Below are 20,722 nucleotides of genomic sequence, written 5' to 3'. Positions count from 1 at the left end.
ATGGTACGGGAACGCCCCCGCCGCCCGACCACCTCACGCCAACCCGTTGGCATACCGTAGGCTTGCCAGCTAGGCGGTCTCGCCAGCGGGGCCACGCCACCAGCGAGCCCACGTCACCAGGCTAGGCCGCCCCGCCGGCATCGTCGCGCAGGGCCGGCGACAAGTAGTAGCCTTCGACGGAGAAGCGCTTCTTGTAAGCGAGAAAGCAGATGATCACAACGGAGAGCGTCGTGGCCGCCGAAATCATGAGCAGCACGACGATCTGGTACTTCGCCGCGATAACAGGATCGGCACCCGCCAGAATCTGGCCGGACATCATGCCGGGAATCTGCACGATGCCCGCCGCCGACAGCTGGGCCAAAAGCGGCGTCATGCCGGCGCCCACCGCCGCCTTGATGGAAGGAAACGCCGCCTCACGCGGAATGGCGCCCAAAGCAACCATCATGTATATCTCGTTCGCACGGGAATCCATGCTAGCAAACAGGCGGTCGGTGGCCACCGCTGCCGCGGCCAGTGTGTTGCCGAGAATCATGCCCGAGATGGGCACGAGCTGCATGGCGTTGTACCACGGATCTGCGTGGATGATGCCTTCCACCACGATGAATGCGATGACCATGGATGACACGGTGATGGAAAGAAAAACGTCGGCCCAAAGCCCCCGCACGACCTTGTTCGTGCGGCCCGTGGCGATCTGCGTCGCCGCGATGCACATGCCCAGCAGCACCAAACACACGAGCCACCACGTCTGATACTTGAAAAGATAGCCCAGAAGCAGACCCATGGCGAGCAGCTGCAGAAACGCCCGCACGGTAGAGACGGCGATGCGGCGGCTCTGCCCGAGCCCCATGCGCCACGACACAATACCCGCCACCAACATGAGCAAGCTTGCGCCCACCAGTTCCACATACCCGATGTTCACCACGCCGCCGGTCATCGGGAGCCCCCCTTCGCAGAGGGCTCGACCGGCTTTCGGTCGGCCGACGAAGACTGCAAGGATGGCGAGCCGCTCCTTGGCGATGCGACTGGGTCGAATGCGGAACCAACAAGAGGGGAAACACCGGAAGGCGCGCTGGGCACCGCTTTCAGCTTCGCAAGCACTTCATCGGCTCGCGAGTCGCATCCTTTTCCAGCGCTTGTAGCGGGTGCGTTGTCGGCCGTGATCTCGTTTTGATGGTAGGTCATCTTCCCATCGGCCAGCGTGAACACCCCGTACGCGTAGCCATCCTCGGCCCGATGGCGGATGCGCAAGCAGGCGGCCCCGCCCGCGAGCATCGCCCGCGTAAGCCGACTGACGGCCACGGCCGACTCCTCATCAAGCGCCGCTTCCACCTCATCGAGCAGCAGCACGGTCGGTCGTGTGGCGAAGGCCCGCAGCAACGCCACCCGAGCAAGCTGGCCGCCCGAGAGCTGAGCCGCCGCGTGATCGAGCGTCACGCCATCAAGCATCGCCAGGGAAAGTATCTCGTTCAGCACGTCGTCATCGGGCTTCGGCGAGCCGGCATTCACCTTCAGCGTCCAGGGAAACAGCAGGTTGTCCCGCACCGTGCCGGGCACCAACGACGCAGCCTGAGGCACCAGGCACACGCGCCGGCGCCATTCCATCGGCTTGAACCGATCAACGGGAATACCCTCGAGCGCCAGCGTGCCGCCCGAGCGCGGCAGCATGAGCGCGCACGCGTTCAACAGAGTGGACTTTCCCGATCCGGAAGGGCCCGTGAGGTTGTACAAGCAGCCCGCCTCCAGCGAGAAACCCACATCCGCAAAGGGCGCGAACGGCTGCCCGTCGCGACGAAACTGCACCCCGATATGTCCTGCCTCGAATAACGCCATGCAAGCATGATACCCGACCCCGCGATCTCCGCAACAAGTGCCCACCGTTTGTGACCCAGCCGCTATGCGAGCGCCTGCACGCGCTCGACCATACGAGGCGATTGCCGTAGTAAGATGGAACCAGAAACGCACGACAAGCGCGAAAGCGACGAAAGCGAGGCGGCATGGTTTACGACGAGAGGGACATTCGGAAGGCGCAGGCGCTGGACATCGCCCAGAAGATGCTGGTGGCAGCGCGGACGGCTCCCAAGGGCAAGGGCGTCGATGTCGTGGAATGCGCCGTGGTGGACGGCGACGATTTGGAAGCGCTCGCCTGCACCATGGAGGCCGTCGGCGAGGAGCGCGGGTTCGCATTCTTCCTGCGCGACGCCAACTGTGTGCGCAAAAGCCTCTGCGTGGCGCTCGTGGGCACGCGCGAAAAAGCCCAGGGGCTCAACTGCGGCCACTGCGGTTTCGCCACCTGCGGCGAGCGCACGCCAGGCGTTCCCTGCGAGGTGAACTCCGTAGACGTGGGCATCGCCCTCGGCGCCGCCGTGTCGCGCGCCCAGGCCTTCGGCGTCGACACCCGCATCATGTTCTCCGCCGGCCTAGCCGCTCAACAGCTGGACCTGCTCGGCGAAGGCGTGGGGCAGGTGTACGCTATCCCGGTAAGCATCAGCTCCAAAAGCCCGTTCTTCGACCGCGGGTAGGTCAGCTGCGGTCGCATCCGCTCCAGCATGTTCCAGAAATCGCGCCATAATCGCGCCAATCGCGCCATAATCGCGCCAATCGCGCCATAATCGCGCCAATCGCGCCATAATCGCGCCAATCGCGCCATAATCGCGCCATAATCGCGCCATGGCACGATTCCGAAAGGGTGGTCACCGTGAACGCGCATCAACTGCGAGACATTATCGAAGAGGGCGAGAACGACCGCATCGAATTCAAGCGTTGCGGCAACCAACCTGAAAAGGATCTCTTCGAAACCATCTGCGCGTTCGCCAACACGTTCGGCGGCACTATCCTGCTCGGCGTAGAGGACGACGGCTCTCTCACGGGCATCGATCCAGCCCAGGTGCTTCCCGTCACAAGAAACGTCCTCAATGTCGTCAACAACTCCAACGCCTTCGACGTGCCCGTCTCCATGGAATTCGAGCATATCGAGATCGGTGACCGCCAAATCATCAAGATCGACGTTCCCAACAGCCCGCAGATGCACAGCTACAAGGGCAAAGTATACGAACGGCGCGGGGATGCCGATGTCGTTGTGCGTGGAAGCGCTCCTCTCGCCGGGCTCTGCATTCGCAAGCAGGGAATCTATACCGAACAACGCATTTTCGAGCATGTATCCCTGAGCGACCTGCGAGAAGATCTCATTGACGAGGCCCGGCGACTCGCTCTCGCGAAGAGAAAAGACCATCCGTGGGGAGCCATGACGAACGCGCAGCTCGTTGAATCGGCCGGGCTCTTCGGCAAAGACTACTCAACGGGAAAGCAGGGCTATAACTTGGCGGCCGTCGTTCTTCTCGGCAAGGACGAGGTTATTCGATCGCTGTGCCCTGCTTACAAAACCGATGCACTTGTGCGCCAGCACGACACGGACCGCCACGACGATCGGCTCGTGGCTACCACCAACCTCATAGACGCCTATGCCCAGATCGCCGGGTTCTGCAGGAAACATCTTCCAGACCGCTTTCTTATGGAAGGCGACTTCGCCCTCAGCCCCCGCGATACCATCGTGCGCGAGCTGGTCGTCAACTGTCTCATTCATCGCGAGTTCACCAGCCCCTTCCCGGCAAAAGTCATCATCGACAACGAGGGCATTCGAACCGAGAACGCCAGCCGGGCTTCTTTCGAAGGGCCCTTGGAGCCTGACACCTTCAGCCCCCTCCCGAAGAACCCTCTCATCGCTTCGTTCTTCGTGCACATCGGTCTGGCCGAAGAACTCGGCAGCGGCACGCGCGAGCTGTTCAAGAATTCTCGTCTCTACACGGGCCGCGACCCCGAGTTGGAAGAGGGTCTGATTTTCAGAGCATTCGTACCAACCATTCCCGCAATCCAGGCGGTGAGCAATTCGCCCGACAAACAGAGCGCCCAAAAGGACGGCATTGACGAGGTTGCCTCTCTCGCCTTAAAGCTGGCCGAGAGCAATGGTGGGGTACGAACTGCTGACCTGGTTGATGCGGGAATTTCCCGCCGTACAGCCCAGCGCACCCTAAGCGAGCTTGTCGAACGGGATCGGCTCACTCCGCAGGGCAACGGCCCGAGTCGCATTTATCGCCCGAATCGCAGATAAAACGATTCGGGAAGCCGAAACGTCACGACCGCAACAGCCGATTTAACTACGCAAGCACGAGAAACCAGGAGAGCCACCATGACAGACCACGCACTCGCGAGCTTTGAAGCGAAGGACGGCACGGGCCGGTGGGAGGTTTTCACCTGGGGCATTATCGCCAACGGCCAGCGCTACCACTTCACGAAGCAGTCCCATATCGTGTGCGCCGGCCTGCCGGGGCGCACCGAGAAACACGTCTATCAAACTGAGGAAGACGACGGCTTCGGGCTGTGGGCGGCGCTTGCCGTCTACCAAGAGACCGGAAGCCTTGCCGACGCCGGCCTCGCTGCCTGGGCTTTGGGCGGTCCGAGCATTGAAACCCACATCGACACGCGGGAGATCCCCGGCAACGTGACGCTCTCCATCGGACACTTGCGCCGCGGCCGCGATGCCAACCTCTCCCTGCGCTACCGCGAGGACGGCCGCTGGGTTCAGGTCGGCGCCATCCAGCACTTCGCCGACATCACCCTCGCCGCCATCACGGCCTACCGCGCAGGCGCGTTATAGGAGCGCTGCTGTCCAAGGCCTTCGGATCTTTACAAAAATGCAGGGCGAAGAATCGAAGAAGTGTAGAAATCGGCGATGTGAAGATGCCAAAAAGTGCAACGGAGTGTTTGAACTGCAAGCCACAGCATCCTACCAGTCAATCTCCTCGTACACGAGGCCGTGGACGTTCTTGAGATGGGCGAAGAACTCGGCGCAGTCGTAGACGGGGATGGTCGAGCGATCGAAATCGGCTTGATTGCGCGTGATGATGGCCTCGGCATGCAGCTTCTTGGCGCACTGGTAGAGGCAGGCGTCCTCGAAGTCGGGCCACGACGATTCCAGCGCGTTCTCGATGTCGTACTCCCCCAGCGTGCAGATACGCGCCAGCCGCTTCACTTTCAGCAAGCGAAGCTTCACCGACTCCGCAAGGCGCGGCTTGCCTCCCTCCGTCAGCAAGTAGAACGCATCGGTGAACTGCGACGGGCTCATCCACAGATCGACCTCGCCGAGCGCGCCCAAGATGAGCAGCTTGCGGGCATCGGCGGCGAAGGGCTGCCGGTCCATCATGCAGTCCAGCAAGATGTTGGTGTCGAGCAGCAGCTTCATCGGCGACCCTCCCCCGCAGCGCCAGCAATGCCCAGCCGAGCCAACCGCGCGTCTTTCGTCGACATGCTCCGATAGGGCTCGGCCACCGGAGCCACCAAGCTGTCCACCAAGCCCACCGCAGCTTCAACCTCGGCCCGACTGTGCGGCCGCCTCTCTTCCACTCGATCGTCGAAGGGAAGCACTCCCCTCTCGATCACGTAATCGTAAAGCTGGTTAACCGCCTTCGACGCATTGGTCCCCAAAGAGGCCAAAACCCGATTGCCCTCCTCCTTCTTCCCAACCCCCATCCGAGCCGTAACCATAACCTCCGCATTACCCATAACTCGCTCCTAGCTTTTCAATGTTGTACGTTGTACAATATAGCATGATAAACAGAGATTAACTTGGGAATCGTCATGGCAACTTTGCAAACCTCGCTAGATATCGTCGCGACGGTAGCAAGCTTCGCGGACAGTCAAACCTGAGGAGGAGTTGGCCCTCCGGTCTTAGCCCAATTTGGACGAAAGGACGGGCGGAATGGCCGAAGACAAGAGAACCGATATCGCCAGAACAACAATCCAGAATAGGGTTCAGGACACAACAACGGCGATCGCCATCGCCAACACGGTTGAGATACGCGACCTCATACACACGGTGCGCGGCAAACAGGTGATGCTCGACAGCGACCTGGCAGCACTCTATGGAGTTGAGACGAGAACACTCAATCAGGCCGTCGCGAGAAACCCGGATCGTTTTCCCGAGCGCTTTTGCTTCCAGTTAACCAAGGAAGAAGACAAAATCTTGAAATCACAATCTGTGATTTCAAGTGATGAGGAATGGGGCGGCCGAAGAAAGCCACATCGAGTGTTCACTGAGCAAGGCGTCGCCATGCTCTCGGCAGCACTTAGAAGCAAGACCGCAGTAGAGGTGAGTGTCCGCATCATGGACAGCTTCGTCGAGATGCGTCACTTCATCGCGAGTAATGCTGCCATGTTCGAGCAGGTGCGAAGCGTTGAGCTGAAGCTGATGGAATACCAGCACATCACCGATGAGCGCTTCGAGCGCGTATTCGAGCACATGGAGGCTCACGAAGCTCCAAAGCAGAGGGTCTTTTTTGAGGGCCAGATCTACGATGCATTCGAGCTGCTGACCTCGCTCGTGCGTCGAGCGCAGCGCAGCATCGTCCTCGTTGACGGATACGTAGACGCGGCCACACTCAACGTGTTGGCCAAGAAGGCCGAAGGAGTCGTGGCTACCGTATGGACGCACCCGAAGACCAAACTCACACAATACGACATTGACGCGTTCAATGCTCAGTACCCGCAACTCACCTTGAGGCACACGACAGCCTTTCACGACCGTCTTCTCGTCCTTGACGACACGCAGGGTTATTTCGTGGGCGCGTCGCTCAAGGACGCAGGCAAGAAATGCTTCGCGATCTCGCGCATCGAGGACGTTTCCATCACGGAAGGTATCCTCGCGAAGCTAAAGAGTTGAAGGGTTCTGGCTATCCTTCTACAAACTTGAAATTCGACAGTATTGGAACCTTGAGCTCATCCCGCGGAAGAGCACCGAAAGTACCGGAAGACCTGCACCTTCGCAAATGCAGCCGCTAGAAGCAATTGACACCAAACGCCAGCAGTACTATCTTTAGCTACGAAGCCCCCGAACGGTGAGGAATCACCCCTTCCGGGGGCTTTCGTTTTGTCTCTGATAGAAGACCGATCCAAAGGACACCCCTATGGCACTCTTCGGAAGCCCGAAACCCGTCGTTCTCAAAGAAGGAAGCGCAGCCGAAGAGCAGCTACGCCAAATGGAAGACGCCAAAGGAACGCTCAGTCCTCGGGCCGAGGCGCGACTGGAGAAAGACCTGCGCCTCGTGCGCGCCGGCATCGACGGTGAACGGCACATCCTGTACGAACTCAAGAATTCCCACATGGATATGTTCATCTTGCAGGATCTTTTCCTGGAGCACGAAGGCCTCACCGCTCAGATCGACTTCCTCGTCATAACGCCACAGCGCAATTTCGTCATCGAGTGCAAGAACCTCGTCGGCAATATCGAGATCAACAGCCGAGGAGACTTCATCCGCACCTTCGAAGGCGGAAAGAAGGAGGGTATCTACTCTCCCGTCACCCAGAACCACCGGCACCTTGAGCTCATCAAGGCCCTGCGCAAAGCCGGCCGGAGCACCGTGGCGAATCTTGTCGCCGGTAGCTCCACCGACGATGCTTATCGTAGCTTGGTCGTGCTCGCCAACCCCAAAACCATCCTCAACGATCGGTACGCCAAACGCGACGTCAAGGCCCAGGTCATTCGTGCCGACCAGCTCATCGAAACGATCAAGCGAATCAACAACGAGAAAGGACCGGGCCGCGACAAGACGTTCCGCTCCGTTACCCAAGATTGCGCTGAATGGTTCCTGGCCCAGCACAAGCCAAGGGAGATTGATTACCTCGCTAAATATCGGGAAAAGCCGAAGACCGAGCAGAAGCCCTCGCGCCCAGAACCCTCAGCCTCGAACAACTCCGATTCGGAACCCTTGGTCACAAGCGTCTCCGAACAATCAGCCGCCAACGAAGTCTCCATCCTCTGCCCGAAGTGCGGCGCTCCCATGGTGAAACGCACCGCCCGGAAAGGAGCGCGCGCCGGCAAGCCCTTCTACGGCTGCAGCAACTACCCCAAGTGCAGGGGTATTGTGAATCTTGAAAGGTGAGCATCGGCACTGCCATAAAAGCCAACTATCTGACAGATTCTTTTCGAATAGCGATCTCGTAGAGGTCGTTAATGAGAAACTCCAGCGTTTTCTTAGCGTGAATGCAAGATCGGCGATCTATGCAATGAAGCCCCTTGCCAGGATTAGCGGCCCTTGCGTTCACCGGACAGCCTCCTCCGCATATTCCGAGCGCTACGCAATCCAGACAGCTCTCTTCGTTGAGCGGCACCAGCGATGCCCACTTTCTCCAGAAGGGATGCCTGTTGGCATCAAAAGCTTCATCCCAGATATCGGCCACGTAGTTCTCGCCTTCTGCCATCAATCCCTGGCAAATGCCAATTCTTCCATCTGGCGCAAAAAGAATCTGGCCTCCAGAGGTCGCCCCACAATCTGAAAAGTGAATCCGGGCCGATGCGAAAGCATTGAGCTTACGCATGATTCTGTCTTCATAAACCCCATCACCTCGCAAAGCCACGAACGAATCGATTATGAACTGCGAAGCTTTCCGATAATAAGAATCGGACTTTTCTTCATCGCCTTTGGAAAGTAAAACGTTGTAGCCGAAGCCCCTCACCCGATATTTCCGCACCAGCTCGATCATATGAGGCAAGTCGTCGATCGTCTTTTCAGAAAGCGTAACCGAAAGCGAAGGCGCAGGAACATCCAGCTTGGCGTACATCTCTAAAACTTCGATGACACGGGCATAGGCTGGTCGTCCCGCCTTATCAACCCTCATTTCATTAGCTTCTTCGGTAAAGCCGTCGATGGAAATGCTAACAGCAACACCTAAATCATGAAGCTTCAAAATTCGCCGCTCGTCAAGAAGCGTCCCGTTGGTAATAACGGCAAACTGCGTATGAGCGAGAATCGGTCTCTTCCTCACAAGCTCCCTAACCCGCTCTACAACGTGAACGAGAACATCAAACTGAAGCAGTGGTTCACCACCAAAGAAGATAATGTCTGATTGCTCTTCTTCATAGTTAGTGGAGGAAAGTTCAAGCTGCCGCGCAAAAACGTCGATGGCCTTTTCAGCAACACCTTTCGTCATGTTTTTCGTATAAGAGTTGCCGCTTCCGCAAGCATCACTACCAACAAAACAATACTTGCAGGCAAGATTGCAATTTTCGCTCAGAATAAAATACCCAAGCCTAACATCAGGTTCGGGCGCATTCCCCCTGATTCGTGCCAAGTCCTCTTCGTCCTCGCCCTCTTTCGCGGTGAGTATTTTTTTGCGCACTAGCTCGTCCCTCAGAGCATCCGAGTATTCTCCTTGCTGAAACTGCTCATAAACTGCTTTGTTAAGAAACACGGGCTGCATTCTCAGGGAGTGCCACAGCGCAACATGCCCGCCCAGGTCGAACGTGTGGGTAAACCTTGAGATCTTCTCCATGCGCAGAAAAACCTTCCATTTGCAATTAGCAATTACTCAATCCAGTTTTGATCTTCAGGCTCTTCTGGGTAGAGACGACCGCAGCGGCAATGGCACGAGCAGTTGCATGCGCATGAGCATAGGTGAGCACCTGCGGCATCCTGGCCAATCGCGCCATACATATCCCGCAAGTCTTCAGCCGTAACGATGATCATTTTCTGCCCCTTTCCTCGGGTAGTTTTCTTGTACTTGAATCATTAGGCATTGCTATATCTAACTAAAGCAACAAATCTTAACTAGAGCCATCTATATCGTTTTGCACAAACCCCCTATACAACAATAGGCCGGGGGAACACTGTTAGAAAATCTCGGAATTCCGCTTCTGACAAGTTATAAGAACACTTCCAGAAGCCGCTTCCTCCATAAGAAGCTATTTTCCCTTCAGTCTGCGCACGGCTTGCTAAGTCGCATCCGCAGTTCTCTCTGATGGCTTTCCCAGGATTGAACGCAAACTCAAACTGGGGCTCTCTTCCCCACATTCGTATTTCTCGGAAATACTGCTCGTTCCCCTCATCGCGCATCAGGCGCATCCAAGCAACCATCATCATTTCATGATATTCAAGAACCTTTTTGGCTCCCTCCCAATCTTTAGCCAAAAGAAGAACTTTAACCCATCCCCAAATAACTTCACTCGAGTATTTGGGCTCAATTTTGAAGGATTCGCAGTAAAGCTCATTGGCTCGTACCAAATCACCCTGCCGCTTGCACTCCGTAGCTCGTGTGTTCAAGTCGCGATATTTCATAAGCATCGCTTGCTCTCGAGGCGTGAGAGAGCACGTTGACAGAAAGTCATCCCGCGTGATGGTCGACATTCTGAGTCGTCTAATTCTAGCGGCAAGCAGGTCATCAACTGAATGCAGGCTAAGCTTTCCCACGGCGCATTCCCTCTTTCGTCATCTCAAACGCTGTCAAAACATGTACATCATGAAACATCTAAAAATGTCTCATTGGGCAATGAGAGCAGAAGCGATGGAAGACGCTTGCCTATCCTTTTCCCTTATAATTCCCCTCATGGAAAACGCTCCGACACATACCAACTCCTCCAGCTACGCGGCCTTTATTAGTTATCGGCATTTGCCTAGGGATGCGGAGGTGGCTTGTGAGGTGCAGCGGGCCATTGAGGAGTACCGACTACCACGGCTTGTTGCGCGAGCAAATGCGCCTGCGGAAACAACTTCGAACACCGCATGTGCATTTCCAGAAGCAGACGCGTATGCTGAAATCGCGCATAAGGAAGCAATCCTGCATACCGAAAACGCGTCTATCGGGACCACCACACATAACAAAGACACATTCAACGCACAGGAACACAAAGTCCGCCGCCCCACCAAACTGGGCAAATGCTTTCGGGACGAGGACGAGCTTGCGGCTTCGCATTCGCTTCCCGACAGCATTCGAGAGGCGTTGGCGGCTTCGCGAACGCTTATTGTCATCTGCTCGCCGGAGACGCAAGAAAGCTCTTGGGTGCGGCGAGAAATCGAGATGTTCGAGCAGATCCACGGGCGCGAGCGCATCATTTGCGTGCTGGCCGCAGGCAGCCCCGAGGAAAGCATTCCGCCCATTCTGAAAACTCGCATGGTGCCCGACGCCAACGGCGTTTTGCGGGAAATGCCAGCCGAACCCCTCGCTGCCGATCTACGTCCGGAGGCTAAGACCAAGCGCAAAGCCGAGCTGCTGCGCATCATCGCCGCCGTCGCCGGCTGCAGCTACGACGATCTCCGCCAACGCGAGCGAGCCCGTCAGTGCAGGCGCATGGCCCTCGCGTCCGCGGCAGCAGCCCTCACCATCGCCGCCGTCGGCGTCTTCGCCTTCCAATTTCACCAAACCAGCGAGGCGGCACTCATCGCGGAATCTAAAAGCCTCGCTGCCCAGGCGCTCGACCAGTACGATCGCGGCGAGCACCTTCAGGCAATTGAAACCGCCCTTGCGGCCCTTCCCTCCTCTGCAGATAACCCCAATCGTCCCATTGTGCCCGAAGCGCAAGCAGCTCTTGAAGAAGTACTCGCCCTCAATCCCGATCCAGATCGGCACTGGGTTTCCCTCTTTTGCATCGACGCAAAGGGGAGCATTGTCGATATCGCTTACAGTTTTGAAGGCGGTTGGCTTGCCGTTTTGGATGACACCGGCGCTCTTTCAATCTATGACATATACACAAGCCAGCCAATCACAACCGAAAGCCCCACGCTATTCGCCGTCGATGAAGACACCGTACCGCAGAGTGATTGGTTCATTGAGGCCATCTCCCCTTCGCATCTACTTCTAGCAAATCGCACAGAAGGGGGAGGAGTTTCTTGCCTCCTCCCCCTAACAGGCAAAGAAGCATGGAATAGCAGCCGCACTTACGCCTTAGCCGCAGCTCCTCTAGACGATTCAAGCGATTTCGCCATCCTCGCTTACGGCATGCACTCTCTAGGAGCTGCATTTGTCAACTGCACCAAGGGGTCTCTCGAAAAGGGCTTGGTCGAAACGCCCGTTGAACAATTCCCCCAGTTTACAAACTTCGAAGCGTTCTCCGCCCAGAAAAACCCCTCTACCGCCTATTATGCTTTAGATACGTCACTGGTCATTTTTGATTTAGAAGAAATGACCTGCGAGCAGCGTAACGTCTCAGACGCGATGATCCATTCCATTCAAGCAGGCAGGGAAATCGTTGTCTTCACCGCAGCGGATTGTATCGGCGACGACATCAATACCAACCAAGTTCCTTTCACCGTTCGCGCCCTTGATACAAGCACAGATTCGGAAGAGCCCTTGTGGACTTTCAATGACACCTACAGCGTCACTGTCGGCACCCAATCTGGAACGCTCCTCCCATTCAACGGCATTCCTCAAGTACGCTGCATTCTTCACAAAAAAGAAAGCATGGTTGCAATTACAGCCGGCAAAAAACTTCTCGTGTTCAACTTAAAGACGGGAGAACTCCTCTTTTCGCATGAATTCAATGCTTCTATCGTGGAAGTCTCGCTATGCTTTGACAGCGATGATTCATGCGAGTTTGCCGTTGCCCTGGGCGATGGAACACTTGACATCGTAAATCCACTCATGGAAATTACCCTAAACACAGACTATAGCGCCACCCAAATTCCCTACCACATCGATAGCGCTTCTTTCGATATTTACGATACGGGCAATCCCGTTGCTTTCGTGCATCCCACGAACCGGTCAAATCGCCTTCTTTGCTATCTCTTTAATCCCTATTATGGAGAAGACGATATCGAAGAGTTCTCCCTCGAAGAACTACTCGCCTACGCCCGCAGCGCATTGCGATATTCATGAGGGACTTGCAATTCCTTAGCTCTAGAAAACCCCTTCATTGCCCAATGCTAAAAGCGACAGCAGGTATGATAGGCACGTTATCATGTGGAATGCGCCATGGCACACGCGGAAAGAAGGGAGGGATTGGCCAACCGATGACGAAAGTCAGACAACGCGCGTCCCTTCCCGTTGACGCCGTCAAGCTTGCACTTGAACGGGAGCACCAAAAGCGTGAGGACATCAAGCCCATCGAGCTTCTGAAAGTGGCCCTGTCCGCCTACCTTGCGTTCACGTTCAACGAGGACGACGCGAGCGCGACGGGAGGCAAGACGCCCCGCGAGTCAACCGACAGCGCCGCCCTTCGCCGAGGAACCCAGGCAGCGGTCGACCGGCTGCTCTTCAACGCGAACTATTGGCGCGCCGCCTATGAATCGCGCGTTTTCGACGCCTGTACCCAGCCAGAAAATGCCCAGCTGTGCCTGCAGGCCCTTTCGGTTTGGACGGCGCACACCCTCAAGCTGAACACGCTGTCGCCCGACGAAGCCGTGGCCACCTTCGAACGCTTCTGCCCGCCCTTCGCCCTGAACCGGCGACGGGGATCCCATAATAGGGATCGCGCGGGAAAAGGCCCCCTGCCCGACTTCAAGCGCGCCATCGGCCAGATTGCCGCGGCCGGCAGTGAGCCCGACTCCTCCCTCGAGGCGCTTCGCGTTCTGCTGGACACCATGGAGGCGGAAGCTGTCGCCTACGAGACCCTGGGGACAGAAAGCTCCCTCACCGCCCTGTTCGATATTCTGCCCGCCTGGTGCCTGCAGAATCGCATCGAGCTGGTCAGCGGCGCGTGGTGGGACGACTGCGCCGTCATGAGCGCCATCATCGACGCGCTGCACGCCCGTTTCGTCGAGCTCGACTTCGGAGTGGCGGTCTGCCAGTACTTCCTCGAGTCGTGCTACGAGGCGCTAGACGCCTACCACCGCGACCTTTCCAGCGAGCCGTGCCCTTGGAGCGAGTTCTCCGTTCCAGAGCTGATCGCCGTCATCCGCGAAGAGCGGGAGCGCCAGCCCAGCTTCGAAACCGACGGGTACACCAGCAACCTGCCCACATGGCTCATCAGCAAAGAGCAGCTCATCTGGAACATCTGGGTCTGCGCCCTTTACGGCCCGGCGAGCGCGCGGCCGCTGCTGGTCGATTCGCCCGACTTGCTGGCCAGCCAGGGGTACGCCGGAAAGACCGACGTCATCACCGAGCTGGCCCAGACGTCGTTTCTGCGCTACACCACCGATCGCATCGCGTCGCAGACCGATCAGGAGTACGCTTCCTTCGCGAGCCTGCCGCCCGATTTGCGCGACTCCTCCATCGCCTACATCAGCAGCATTCACAGCAAGCTGGAGACACTCGGCTACGAGGTGCTGCCCGCAGGCAGCTGCTACCCTGAGCGCTGCGTGGCCGCCTTTACCGCAAGCGAGGTGGAATGCCTGGCCATTCTGGAGCACCGCCGCTGGCTGCGCGAACGACAGAAGGCCGGCTGGCGCTACAGCACCACTAAGGACGTGGAGCGCAAGCGCAGCCCCTACCTGGTGCCGTGGGAGGAGCTTCCCGACCGCGCCAAGGAGTGGAACCGCTCGGCCGTGTGCAGCATTCCCAGCCTTCTGGCCAGCGTAAACCTGTCCGTGGTGAAGTAGCGACACCTTCTCGCGCAATAGCGCCATGGTGAAGCAGCAACGGGTTGGTAATGGTTGACGGCTGCTTCTGGCGCGGCGACGCCTGAGGCTTCTAAGATGGAGGTCGCGGCTGCGCCTGCGGGCGTCCATCGACGAAAGAAGGCTCATCATGACTGAATCGACTCAGGTTCTGCATCAACTGAAAGTGGCGACCAATTACAGCAAGCTGGCCATGCACAAGTGCGGCCCGCGCAGCTTCAAAAGCGGACAGGGCGCCATGGTGAAGGTGCTCTACAAGTTCGGCGACGGGAAACTGTCGCTGAAGAAGCTGGAGGAGCGTCTCGGTTGGGACGGCCACGAGGTCATTCGCGTGGCCGAGAAAGCCCAGGAGAACGGCTACGTGCGCTTTGCCACCAGCAAGAAGGGCAAGCTGTCCGTAGCGCTGACCGACAAGGGCACCATGGTCGTCGAGAAGCGCCTGGCCGCCGAGGATCGCGCGGCCGACGAGGTGCTGGAGGGCCTCACCGACAAGGAGCGCGAGTGCCTGCTGAAGCTGACCGGCAAGGTGATTGAGAACTGCAAGGCCATGGGCGTCGACTATCGCACCATCGCCGTCAAGGGCTGCCGCGACCGCAAGCCCGGCCACCATCACCGCCACGGTTGCTGCCGACGCTAGGAAACTGTGGAATGCGGCAAGTCAGAAAGACTTGCCGCATTCCACCCAGATTGATCTCTAAAGGATTTCTTGTAAGTTGCTACTGGTGGGCTCGCACACTTCCCGCACACCTGCGGGAAGAAACGAAAAAGGTCAGCCGCTTGCAAGCGACTGACCTGGTGTTTCTTGGTCGCGGGGGGCGGATTTGAACCACCGACCTTCGGGTTATGAGCCCGACGAGCTGACCAGACTGCTCCACCCCGCAATGGGTTGCCTCAAAGGGCAAAGAGATATACTACTCTCCTGAGCGCGAATTGCAAGTCTTCGATCACACTTCACCTCATTCGGCACAATTCCTGCACATGTTTGCCGTCCCAATAGCCTCCAGCACGATTTGTCGCATCGCACACGGACGATCACCGTGCCCCGTGCTATGATGCCGCCTATGCTTTCCCAGATCAGACAAAACGGACTGCCCTCATGGGCCTACAAGGCGGCGCTGCTTTTGGCGGCCGCCATTTGGGGCATGGGCACGGTGGTCATCAAGTCCACCGTCGACGAATTCCCGCCCGCTTGGATCGTGGGCGTGCGCTTCACCTTTGCCGGCATCATCCTCGGCATTGCCACGGCGCCGCGCATCTCCCGCGCCTTCGCCCGCAACAAGCGCGGACATCTGCGCGACGGCGCGGTGCTGGGCGTCTTTCTATTCCTCTCCTACTGGTTCAACTCCACGGGACTCACCGACACCACCGCCTCCAACAGCTCGTTTCTCACCACGCTCTACTGCGTGATCATCCCCTTCCTCGGATGGATCATCATTCGGAAGCGACCGACCCGCTACAACATTGCGGCGGCTATCCTGTGCGTCACCGGCGTGGGCTGCGTGGCCTACGCCGGCATCGGCGAGTTCTCGCTGCGCTTCGGCGACTTCATCACGCTGGCCTCGGCTCTCTGGCTGAGCTTCCACGTGCTGTACACGGCGAAGTACGCGCCGGGACGCTCTATGATGCTGCTCACGGTCATTCAGTTCATCGTGGCGGGCCTGCTGGGACTCATCACCGGGCTTATCACCGAGCCCGTACCCAACTTCAGCCAGTTGGGCGCCGACACTTGGATGAGCCTCATCTACATCACCGTGTTTGCCTCTTGTGTGGCCCTAGGATTGCAAAACGCCGCCGTGGCCCGCGTTGATCCGGCCCAGGCGGCGCTGTTCCTTGCCACCGAATCGGTGTTCGGCGTGACGTTCTCCATCCTGCTTTTGGGCGAGGCGCCGGCGATTTCCACCTACCTGGGATTTGCCCTTATCTTCGTCGGCATCGTCGTCAGCGAGTACTTACCCCTGCGAGCCGAAAAGATCGCGGCCCAGAAGGCAAAAACGGCCGCCGAAACGGCCGTCCTCGATTGCAAGCGGGCCGAAACCCAAGCAACCGACCTCGAAGAGGCCGACGCGTTCATGCGCTAGTTACTCGCGGCCGTCCCAGCAGTAGGTGCAGATTTTCTCCGGATCGATGCCGATGGCCTCTATCATGCCCTGGAGGCTCTGGTAGCTCAGCGAATCGAAGCCCATATCCTCGCAGATGGTCTTCAGCAGGCACTGGCCGCGCTCGGTGCGGGCGTCGGCGTACTCGTCCAGATGGGCCACGCCCTCCTCACCTTCCAGCTGATCCACTACGCGCCGCGCAATGAGATCCATGTCCGACTTGCTGGACGAGAAGCTCAGATACTTGCAGCTGTACATGATGGGCGGGCACGCGCTGCGCATGTGCACCTCGGCGGCACCGGAATCGTACAGGAAGTTCACCGTCTCGCGCAGCTGGGTGCCGCGCACAATGGAGTCATCCACGAACAAGAGCTTCTTGTCGCGGATAAGCTCGGGCACCGGCACCTGCTTCATGTTGGCGATCTTGTTGCGCAGATCCTGGTTCGCCGGCATGAACGAGCGCGGCCAGGTGGGCGTGTACTTAATGAACGGACGGCCGAAGGGCATCTTGCTCTCGGTCGAGTAGCCGATGGCATGGGGAATGCCGGAATCGGGCACGCCGGCCACAAAGTCCACCTCGGGGCACGCGCCACGCGCTGCCTCGTCGCGAGCCATGATGGCACCGTTGCGGTAGCGCATCACTTCCACGTTCATACCCTCGTAGTTGGAGTTCGGGTAGCCGTAGTACACCCACATGAACGCGCACATTTTCATCTCGTCGCGTGCCGGCGAGAGCACCTCAATGGCATCGGGCGTAAGCCGCACGATCTCCGCCGGGCCCAGCTCGTACTCGTCGTGATAGCCCAGCTTGTGATAGGCAAAGCTCTCGAAGGCAACGCAGTGGCCGTCATCGTCGGCGCCCACGAGCACCGGCAAGCGACCCATGAAGTCGCGGGCCGCAATGATGTCGCCGTCCTCGGTCATAATGAGCAGCGTGAGCGAACCGTCAATCTTCGATTGGGCATACTGGATGCCGGCGACCAGGTCATCCTTCTGGTTGATGAGCGCCGCCACCAGCTCGGTTGAGTTCACCGCGCCAGAGCTGAGCGCCATAAACTGCGCATCGTGATCCTCGAAATACTCTTCCACCAAGGCCTCGGCATTGTTGATGGCACCGATGGTCGTGATAGCGAAGGTGCCCAAATGCGAGCGTACGAGCAGCGGCTGCGGGTCGGCGTCCGAGATGCATCCGATGGCGCTCGTGCCGTGGAAGCGCACGATGTCGTCCTCGAATTTCGTGCGGAACGGCGTGTTCTCGATAGAGTGAATCTGACGCTGGTAGCCATCCTCGTGGTCAAGCACGATCATACCCGCTCGACGCGTGCCGAGATGCGAGTGGTAATCGACGCCGAAGAAAACATCCATCACCACGTCGCGCTTGGAAACCGCTCCGAAAAAGCCGCCCATGAAATCCTCCGTCTTAGTGTTTCAACGATAGGTCAAAGTATAAATGGTGCACCTGAACGATTGTTGCCTTGCGGTTAATTGGCTCAAAATCCACGATTTTAGGGACAAGGCCTGCCAGATGAGCCAGGTGCGTCCGCGCCTACTCGATGACATAGCGATGCTGCCGAACGGCGGCCACCGCTGCGGCATTCAGCGAGCAGCCGATGCCCGTCTCGTGGCCCGGGGCGTTCAGCGTGATGATGCCGTCGGGGGCGGTATAGGCAGGCACCGTGAGGTCGGCGTCGAAGTAGCGCGCCGTGGCGCCCAGATCGCCGGGGATGACCACTCCGGGCAGCGTTTGGAAGGCCGCGTGGGCAAACCGCGACACGCCGGTATCGTACATACCGCTCATGCACACCTCGCGGCCTTCGGCCAGCGCTCGGTGCACGAAGGCGAGCGACCGCTCGATGCCGCCGAACTTCCCGATCTTCACCATGGCGCAGCGCAACTCGGGATGCTCGAACAAGCCGGCGGCCTCTTCGGCGTTCACGAAGGATTCGTCCACGCAGATGGGCATGGCCAGCGTATGCTGGAACGACGCGAGCCGCGTGAACGGATCGCGCAGCGCCCGCTCGCCCCCGGCGGCGGCCAGGTTCAGTGGCTCTTCGATCCAGCCGATATCCAGCTCGTCGTAGGAGCGCAGCTCGGCCAGGTTGTGCAGGCCGAAGCTCTGGTTCGCGTCCAGGGTGATAAGCAGATGCGGGAACGCCCGGCGCACCGCGCGTACCGCCGGAAGCCCCCGACCGGGAGCCACCTTCAACTTAATGCGCTGGTAGCCCGCGTTCACGCACTCGCGCACTTCGGCCACCGTTTGGGCGGGCGTGCCCAGGCCCACCACCGCGCCGCTGTACACCTTGCGCGTCGCCCCGCGCCGGTCGCCGGGACACGCCGAACCCACCGCGACATCCTCCCCCTCGAAAGCTGTCGCGACGCGGGTCATGCGGTCGAACTCCTCGCCAAGCAGCTTCCAGAGGGGCTTTTCCGTGACCTTGCCGTACAAGTCCCAGCAAGCCATCTCCAAAGCGCTCACCGCCATGGGGAACGCCTCCGCGCCTTCCAGCGAGAACAGGTCGGCCGCCACTTCGCGCGGATGCAGATAGGTGCCGGCGATGACCCGGGGCGCCAGCGTCTCGCGCAGCACGTGCAGATCGTCACCGAGGGTCTCGGGCAGATACCAATCGGTGTCGAAGGCCGTGCACTCCCCTAGCCCTACGCGGCCCTTGCGGTCGATCACCTCGACAATGACCGTATCGCGGTAGGTCAGCGTCTCCTTCGGCGTTTTGAAAGGCTTGGAAAACGGCAGGCGCCCGTGGTGAAGCACCACGCGCCGGATGTCGATGTTCTCGCTGAACAGCGCCTCGCAAGCAGCGCGGTCGATCTTGCCGATGCCTGACCGCGGCAACTCGTCCACAATGGATATTTGCTCGGGAACGTAAAGCTTCGACAGCCGCTGGGAAAGCGCCTCCCGCAGCGCGCGCGTGCTGATGAGCGGCGCATCCGGCGTCAGCTCCACTACCGCTGCGGGCCGCCGTCCCCAGCGCGCGTCGGGCAGCCCGAACACATAGGCGTCGGCCACGCCGGGAACGCGCACGAGAGCGTCGACGATTTCCGCTGGGTACACGTTCTCACCGCCGGAGATGAACATGTCGCCCGTGCGCTCGCGCACGTAAAGACAGCCGTCGTGAAGCGCCGCCGTATCGCCCGTGAGGAAGAAGCCGTCCACGGTGAAGGCCGCCCGGGCGTTGGCGTAGCCGCCGAACACCCCTGGGCCGCGCAGGGCGAGGCGCCCGAAACCCTCCGCATCCGGCTCCACAATGCGGGCCGAATAACCCGGCAGAAGCCGCATACCTCCCGTGAACTGGGGTGTGATCAGCATGTTCGCCACTTGGCTCGACGTCTCGGTCATGCCATAGCTGGCATACACGCGCGCCTCGGCCTCTAGGGCCCGGGCCACAGTCTTCGCGTTCAGCGGGCCGCCTCCGAGCAGCACGCACTCGTACTGGGAAAGCGCGTTTGGCCGCGCATTCAGCATATCCTGCAGCATCTTGTCCACCACCGAGATGTGGGTGGCGTGCATCACCTCGGCATCGCGCAGCACCGCCGCTGCGTCGAAGCGCTCATAGATGCGCAAGGGCCAGCGGCTGCAGACGCTGCGCACGAGCACTTGGAAGCCGCCCACATGGAAAAACGGCAGCACCGCCTGCCACAGACCGCGTCCCCGGACGCGCCCGGAAAGCACCCGGTTCGACGCCTTCGACGCCTCCACGAGGTTGCCCCAGGTGAGCTCGGCCGCCTTGGGCTTGCCCGTCGTGCCGGAGGTGAACATAATGAGGGCCCGATGGCTGGAATCGAAGACATGGGCGGCTCGTTCGGCGAAGTGGATGGCGTCCTCGACTGAGCCGCCGAGGGAGTCGTCCACCCGTCCCGCCCGCTCGTTGCGCAGAAGCGAGTTGCACACCGCTTCGAAGAGCTTGGGCTCACCGGCCGCGTCCACCGTGTAGGCTACCCGCAGCCCGGCCCGCTCCAGTTCCAGCACGCGCGTGAGCTTCTCGGCATCGGTCAGCCGATGATTCAGCGCCACCAGGGCGAACCCCCCGTAGGCCGCCGCCAAGGCAAGGAACACGTACATGGGGCCGTTGGGCAAATCCACCGCCACCACATCGCCTGGGAAGACGCCCTTATCCCGCAGCCGTCGCGCAAGCTGAGAGGCGATGAGCCTCGCCTGGCGATAGGTGTAGGCCGTCTCGTTACCGCGCCGATCGACCGCCGTGAAGAACACGGCTTCCGGACGCAGCTGCGCGGTGCTTTCGAAAATATCGATCATGAACGGCTCGTGGAACTCCTTGGGCGCGATAAGCTGAACAG

The 20,722-nt window shown here is 59.3% G+C and carries 17 protein-coding genes and 1 tRNA gene; 9 read left to right on the top strand and 9 right to left on the bottom strand.

All coding sequences use genetic code 11. The features are described 5' to 3' along the window. Positions 1 to 121 precede the first annotated feature (121 nt). The gene (locus ACW4LP_RS05610; RefSeq protein WP_114549352.1) at positions 122 to 934 is read right to left on the bottom strand and encodes an ABC transporter permease; all 813 of its coding nucleotides are present in this window, start codon (positions 932 to 934) and stop codon (positions 122 to 124) included. Next, positions 931 to 1,800: an ABC transporter ATP-binding protein gene (locus tag ACW4LP_RS05605; RefSeq protein WP_173114902.1), complete on the bottom strand. Its 870-nt coding sequence runs from the start codon at positions 1,798 to 1,800 to the stop codon at positions 931 to 933. The genes ACW4LP_RS05610 and ACW4LP_RS05605 overlap by 4 nt, the downstream gene beginning before the upstream one ends. Positions 1,801 to 1,994: 194 nt before the next feature. On the opposite strand from ACW4LP_RS05605, the gene ACW4LP_RS05600 reads away from it, so the two are divergent. From ACW4LP_RS05600 to ACW4LP_RS05590, 3 genes are all read left to right on the top strand, one after another. Continuing rightward, positions 1,995 to 2,519, top strand: coding sequence for a ferredoxin domain-containing protein (locus ACW4LP_RS05600; RefSeq protein WP_114549354.1), 525 nt, complete (start codon positions 1,995 to 1,997; stop codon positions 2,517 to 2,519). 167 nt (positions 2,520 to 2,686) lie between these two features. Next, positions 2,687 to 4,105 carry an RNA-binding domain-containing protein gene (locus ACW4LP_RS05595; protein WP_418380125.1) on the top strand — a complete coding sequence of 473 codons (1,419 nt, stop codon included), beginning with the start codon at positions 2,687 to 2,689 and terminating at the stop codon, positions 4,103 to 4,105. 78 nt (positions 4,106 to 4,183) lie between these two features. Further along, positions 4,184 to 4,651, top strand: a complete 468-nt coding sequence (locus ACW4LP_RS05590) for a hypothetical protein (protein WP_114538964.1) — start codon at positions 4,184 to 4,186, stop codon at positions 4,649 to 4,651. Positions 4,652 to 4,780: 129 nt separating this feature from the next. On the opposite strand, the gene ACW4LP_RS05585 is transcribed toward ACW4LP_RS05590, so the two are convergent. Together ACW4LP_RS05585 and ACW4LP_RS05580 are read right to left on the bottom strand one after the other, a co-directional pair. Continuing rightward, positions 4,781 to 5,236: a PIN domain-containing protein gene (locus ACW4LP_RS05585; protein ID WP_114549356.1), complete on the bottom strand. Its 456-nt coding sequence runs from the start codon at positions 5,234 to 5,236 to the stop codon at positions 4,781 to 4,783. Then, positions 5,233 to 5,556 (bottom strand): type II toxin-antitoxin system RelB/DinJ family antitoxin, encoded by a 324-nt coding sequence (locus ACW4LP_RS05580; protein WP_114549357.1) that lies wholly within the window; start codon positions 5,554 to 5,556, stop codon positions 5,233 to 5,235. Before ACW4LP_RS05580 ends, ACW4LP_RS05585 begins: the two co-directional genes overlap by 4 nt. 196 nt (positions 5,557 to 5,752) lie before the next feature. Between ACW4LP_RS05580 and ACW4LP_RS05575 the strand changes: the two genes are divergently transcribed. Further along, positions 5,753 to 6,712: an ORF6N domain-containing protein gene (locus ACW4LP_RS05575; protein WP_114549358.1), complete on the top strand. Its 960-nt coding sequence runs from the start codon at positions 5,753 to 5,755 to the stop codon at positions 6,710 to 6,712. A 244-nt stretch (positions 6,713 to 6,956) separates the two neighbouring features. After that, positions 6,957 to 7,931 (top strand): NERD domain-containing protein, encoded by a 975-nt coding sequence (locus tag ACW4LP_RS05570; protein WP_114549359.1) that lies wholly within the window; start codon positions 6,957 to 6,959, stop codon positions 7,929 to 7,931. 25 nt (positions 7,932 to 7,956) lie between these two features. Here ACW4LP_RS05570 and ACW4LP_RS05565 read toward each other — a convergent pair whose 3' ends face one another. Both ACW4LP_RS05565 and ACW4LP_RS05560 read right to left on the bottom strand, forming a co-directional pair. Next, positions 7,957 to 9,321, bottom strand: coding sequence for a FibroRumin system radical SAM peptide maturase (locus ACW4LP_RS05565; protein ID WP_455803554.1), 1,365 nt, complete (start codon positions 9,319 to 9,321; stop codon positions 7,957 to 7,959). A gap of 308 nt (positions 9,322 to 9,629) precedes the next feature. After that, positions 9,630 to 10,235: a hypothetical protein gene (locus ACW4LP_RS05560; protein ID WP_181815582.1), complete on the bottom strand. Its 606-nt coding sequence runs from the start codon at positions 10,233 to 10,235 to the stop codon at positions 9,630 to 9,632. A 40-nt stretch (positions 10,236 to 10,275) separates the two neighbouring features. On the opposite strand from ACW4LP_RS05560, the gene ACW4LP_RS05555 reads away from it, so the two are divergent. From ACW4LP_RS05555 to ACW4LP_RS05545, 3 genes are all read left to right on the top strand, one after another. Further along, positions 10,276 to 12,636: a toll/interleukin-1 receptor domain-containing protein gene (locus ACW4LP_RS05555; protein ID WP_181815583.1), complete on the top strand. Its 2,361-nt coding sequence runs from the start codon at positions 10,276 to 10,278 to the stop codon at positions 12,634 to 12,636. Positions 12,637 to 12,770: 134 nt separating this feature from the next. Then, the gene (locus ACW4LP_RS05550; RefSeq protein ID WP_181815584.1) at positions 12,771 to 14,297 is read left to right on the top strand and encodes a RyR domain-containing protein; all 1,527 of its coding nucleotides are present in this window, start codon (positions 12,771 to 12,773) and stop codon (positions 14,295 to 14,297) included. 148 nt (positions 14,298 to 14,445) lie between these two features. Then, positions 14,446 to 14,952 (top strand): MarR family winged helix-turn-helix transcriptional regulator, encoded by a 507-nt coding sequence (locus tag ACW4LP_RS05545; protein WP_114549363.1) that lies wholly within the window; start codon positions 14,446 to 14,448, stop codon positions 14,950 to 14,952. 166 nt (positions 14,953 to 15,118) lie between these two features. On the opposite strand, the gene ACW4LP_RS05540 is transcribed toward ACW4LP_RS05545, so the two are convergent. Then, positions 15,119 to 15,196 (bottom strand) — tRNA-Met (locus ACW4LP_RS05540). A gap of 180 nt (positions 15,197 to 15,376) precedes the next feature. Here ACW4LP_RS05540 and ACW4LP_RS05535 point away from each other — a divergent pair. Further along, a complete protein-coding gene (locus ACW4LP_RS05535; protein WP_114549364.1) occupies positions 15,377 to 16,393 on the top strand; it encodes a DMT family transporter in 1,017 nt (338 codons plus the stop codon). On the opposite strand, the gene ACW4LP_RS05530 is transcribed toward ACW4LP_RS05535, so the two are convergent. Both ACW4LP_RS05530 and ACW4LP_RS05525 read right to left on the bottom strand, forming a co-directional pair. Continuing rightward, complete coding sequence (locus ACW4LP_RS05530; protein ID WP_114549365.1) at positions 16,394 to 17,818, bottom strand: amidophosphoribosyltransferase; 1,425 nt, start codon at positions 17,816 to 17,818, stop codon at positions 16,394 to 16,396. A 139-nt stretch (positions 17,819 to 17,957) separates the two neighbouring features. Next, positions 17,958 to 20,681 (bottom strand): AMP-binding protein, encoded by a 2,724-nt coding sequence (locus ACW4LP_RS05525; protein ID WP_418686152.1) that lies wholly within the window; start codon positions 20,679 to 20,681, stop codon positions 17,958 to 17,960. Between the last annotated feature and the right edge of the window lie 41 nt (positions 20,682 to 20,722).

Source organism: Adlercreutzia sp. CNCM I-6215 (assembly GCF_977072315.1).
The sequence above is the reverse complement of the archived record's forward strand: the minus strand, read 5'-3'. Positions and strand labels throughout refer to the sequence as shown.

Coding starts and splice junctions, on each gene's coding strand:
- ACW4LP_RS05610 (WP_114549352.1), bottom strand. CDS start 934: ATGACCGGCGGCGTGGTGAACATCGGGTATGTGGAACTGGTGGGCGCA.
- ACW4LP_RS05600 (WP_114549354.1), top strand. CDS start 1,995: ATGGTTTACGACGAGAGGGACATTCGGAAGGCGCAGGCGCTGGACATC.
- ACW4LP_RS05590 (WP_114538964.1), top strand. CDS start 4,184: ATGACAGACCACGCACTCGCGAGCTTTGAAGCGAAGGACGGCACGGGC.
- ACW4LP_RS05585 (WP_114549356.1), bottom strand. CDS start 5,236: ATGAAGCTGCTGCTCGACACCAACATCTTGCTGGACTGCATGATGGAC.
- ACW4LP_RS05580 (WP_114549357.1), bottom strand. CDS start 5,556: ATGGGTAATGCGGAGGTTATGGTTACGGCTCGGATGGGGGTTGGGAAG.
- ACW4LP_RS05575 (WP_114549358.1), top strand. CDS start 5,753: ATGGCCGAAGACAAGAGAACCGATATCGCCAGAACAACAATCCAGAAT.
- ACW4LP_RS05570 (WP_114549359.1), top strand. CDS start 6,957: ATGGCACTCTTCGGAAGCCCGAAACCCGTCGTTCTCAAAGAAGGAAGC.
- ACW4LP_RS05565 (WP_455803554.1), bottom strand. CDS start 9,321: ATGGAGAAGATCTCAAGGTTTACCCACACGTTCGACCTGGGCGGGCAT.
- ACW4LP_RS05555 (WP_181815583.1), top strand. CDS start 10,276: ATGTACATCATGAAACATCTAAAAATGTCTCATTGGGCAATGAGAGCA.
- ACW4LP_RS05550 (WP_181815584.1), top strand. CDS start 12,771: ATGACGAAAGTCAGACAACGCGCGTCCCTTCCCGTTGACGCCGTCAAG.
- ACW4LP_RS05545 (WP_114549363.1), top strand. CDS start 14,446: ATGACTGAATCGACTCAGGTTCTGCATCAACTGAAAGTGGCGACCAAT.
- ACW4LP_RS05535 (WP_114549364.1), top strand. CDS start 15,377: ATGCTTTCCCAGATCAGACAAAACGGACTGCCCTCATGGGCCTACAAG.
- ACW4LP_RS05530 (WP_114549365.1), bottom strand. CDS start 17,818: ATGGGCGGCTTTTTCGGAGCGGTTTCCAAGCGCGACGTGGTGATGGAT.
- ACW4LP_RS05525 (WP_418686152.1), bottom strand. CDS start 20,681: ATGATCGATATTTTCGAAAGCACCGCGCAGCTGCGTCCGGAAGCCGTG.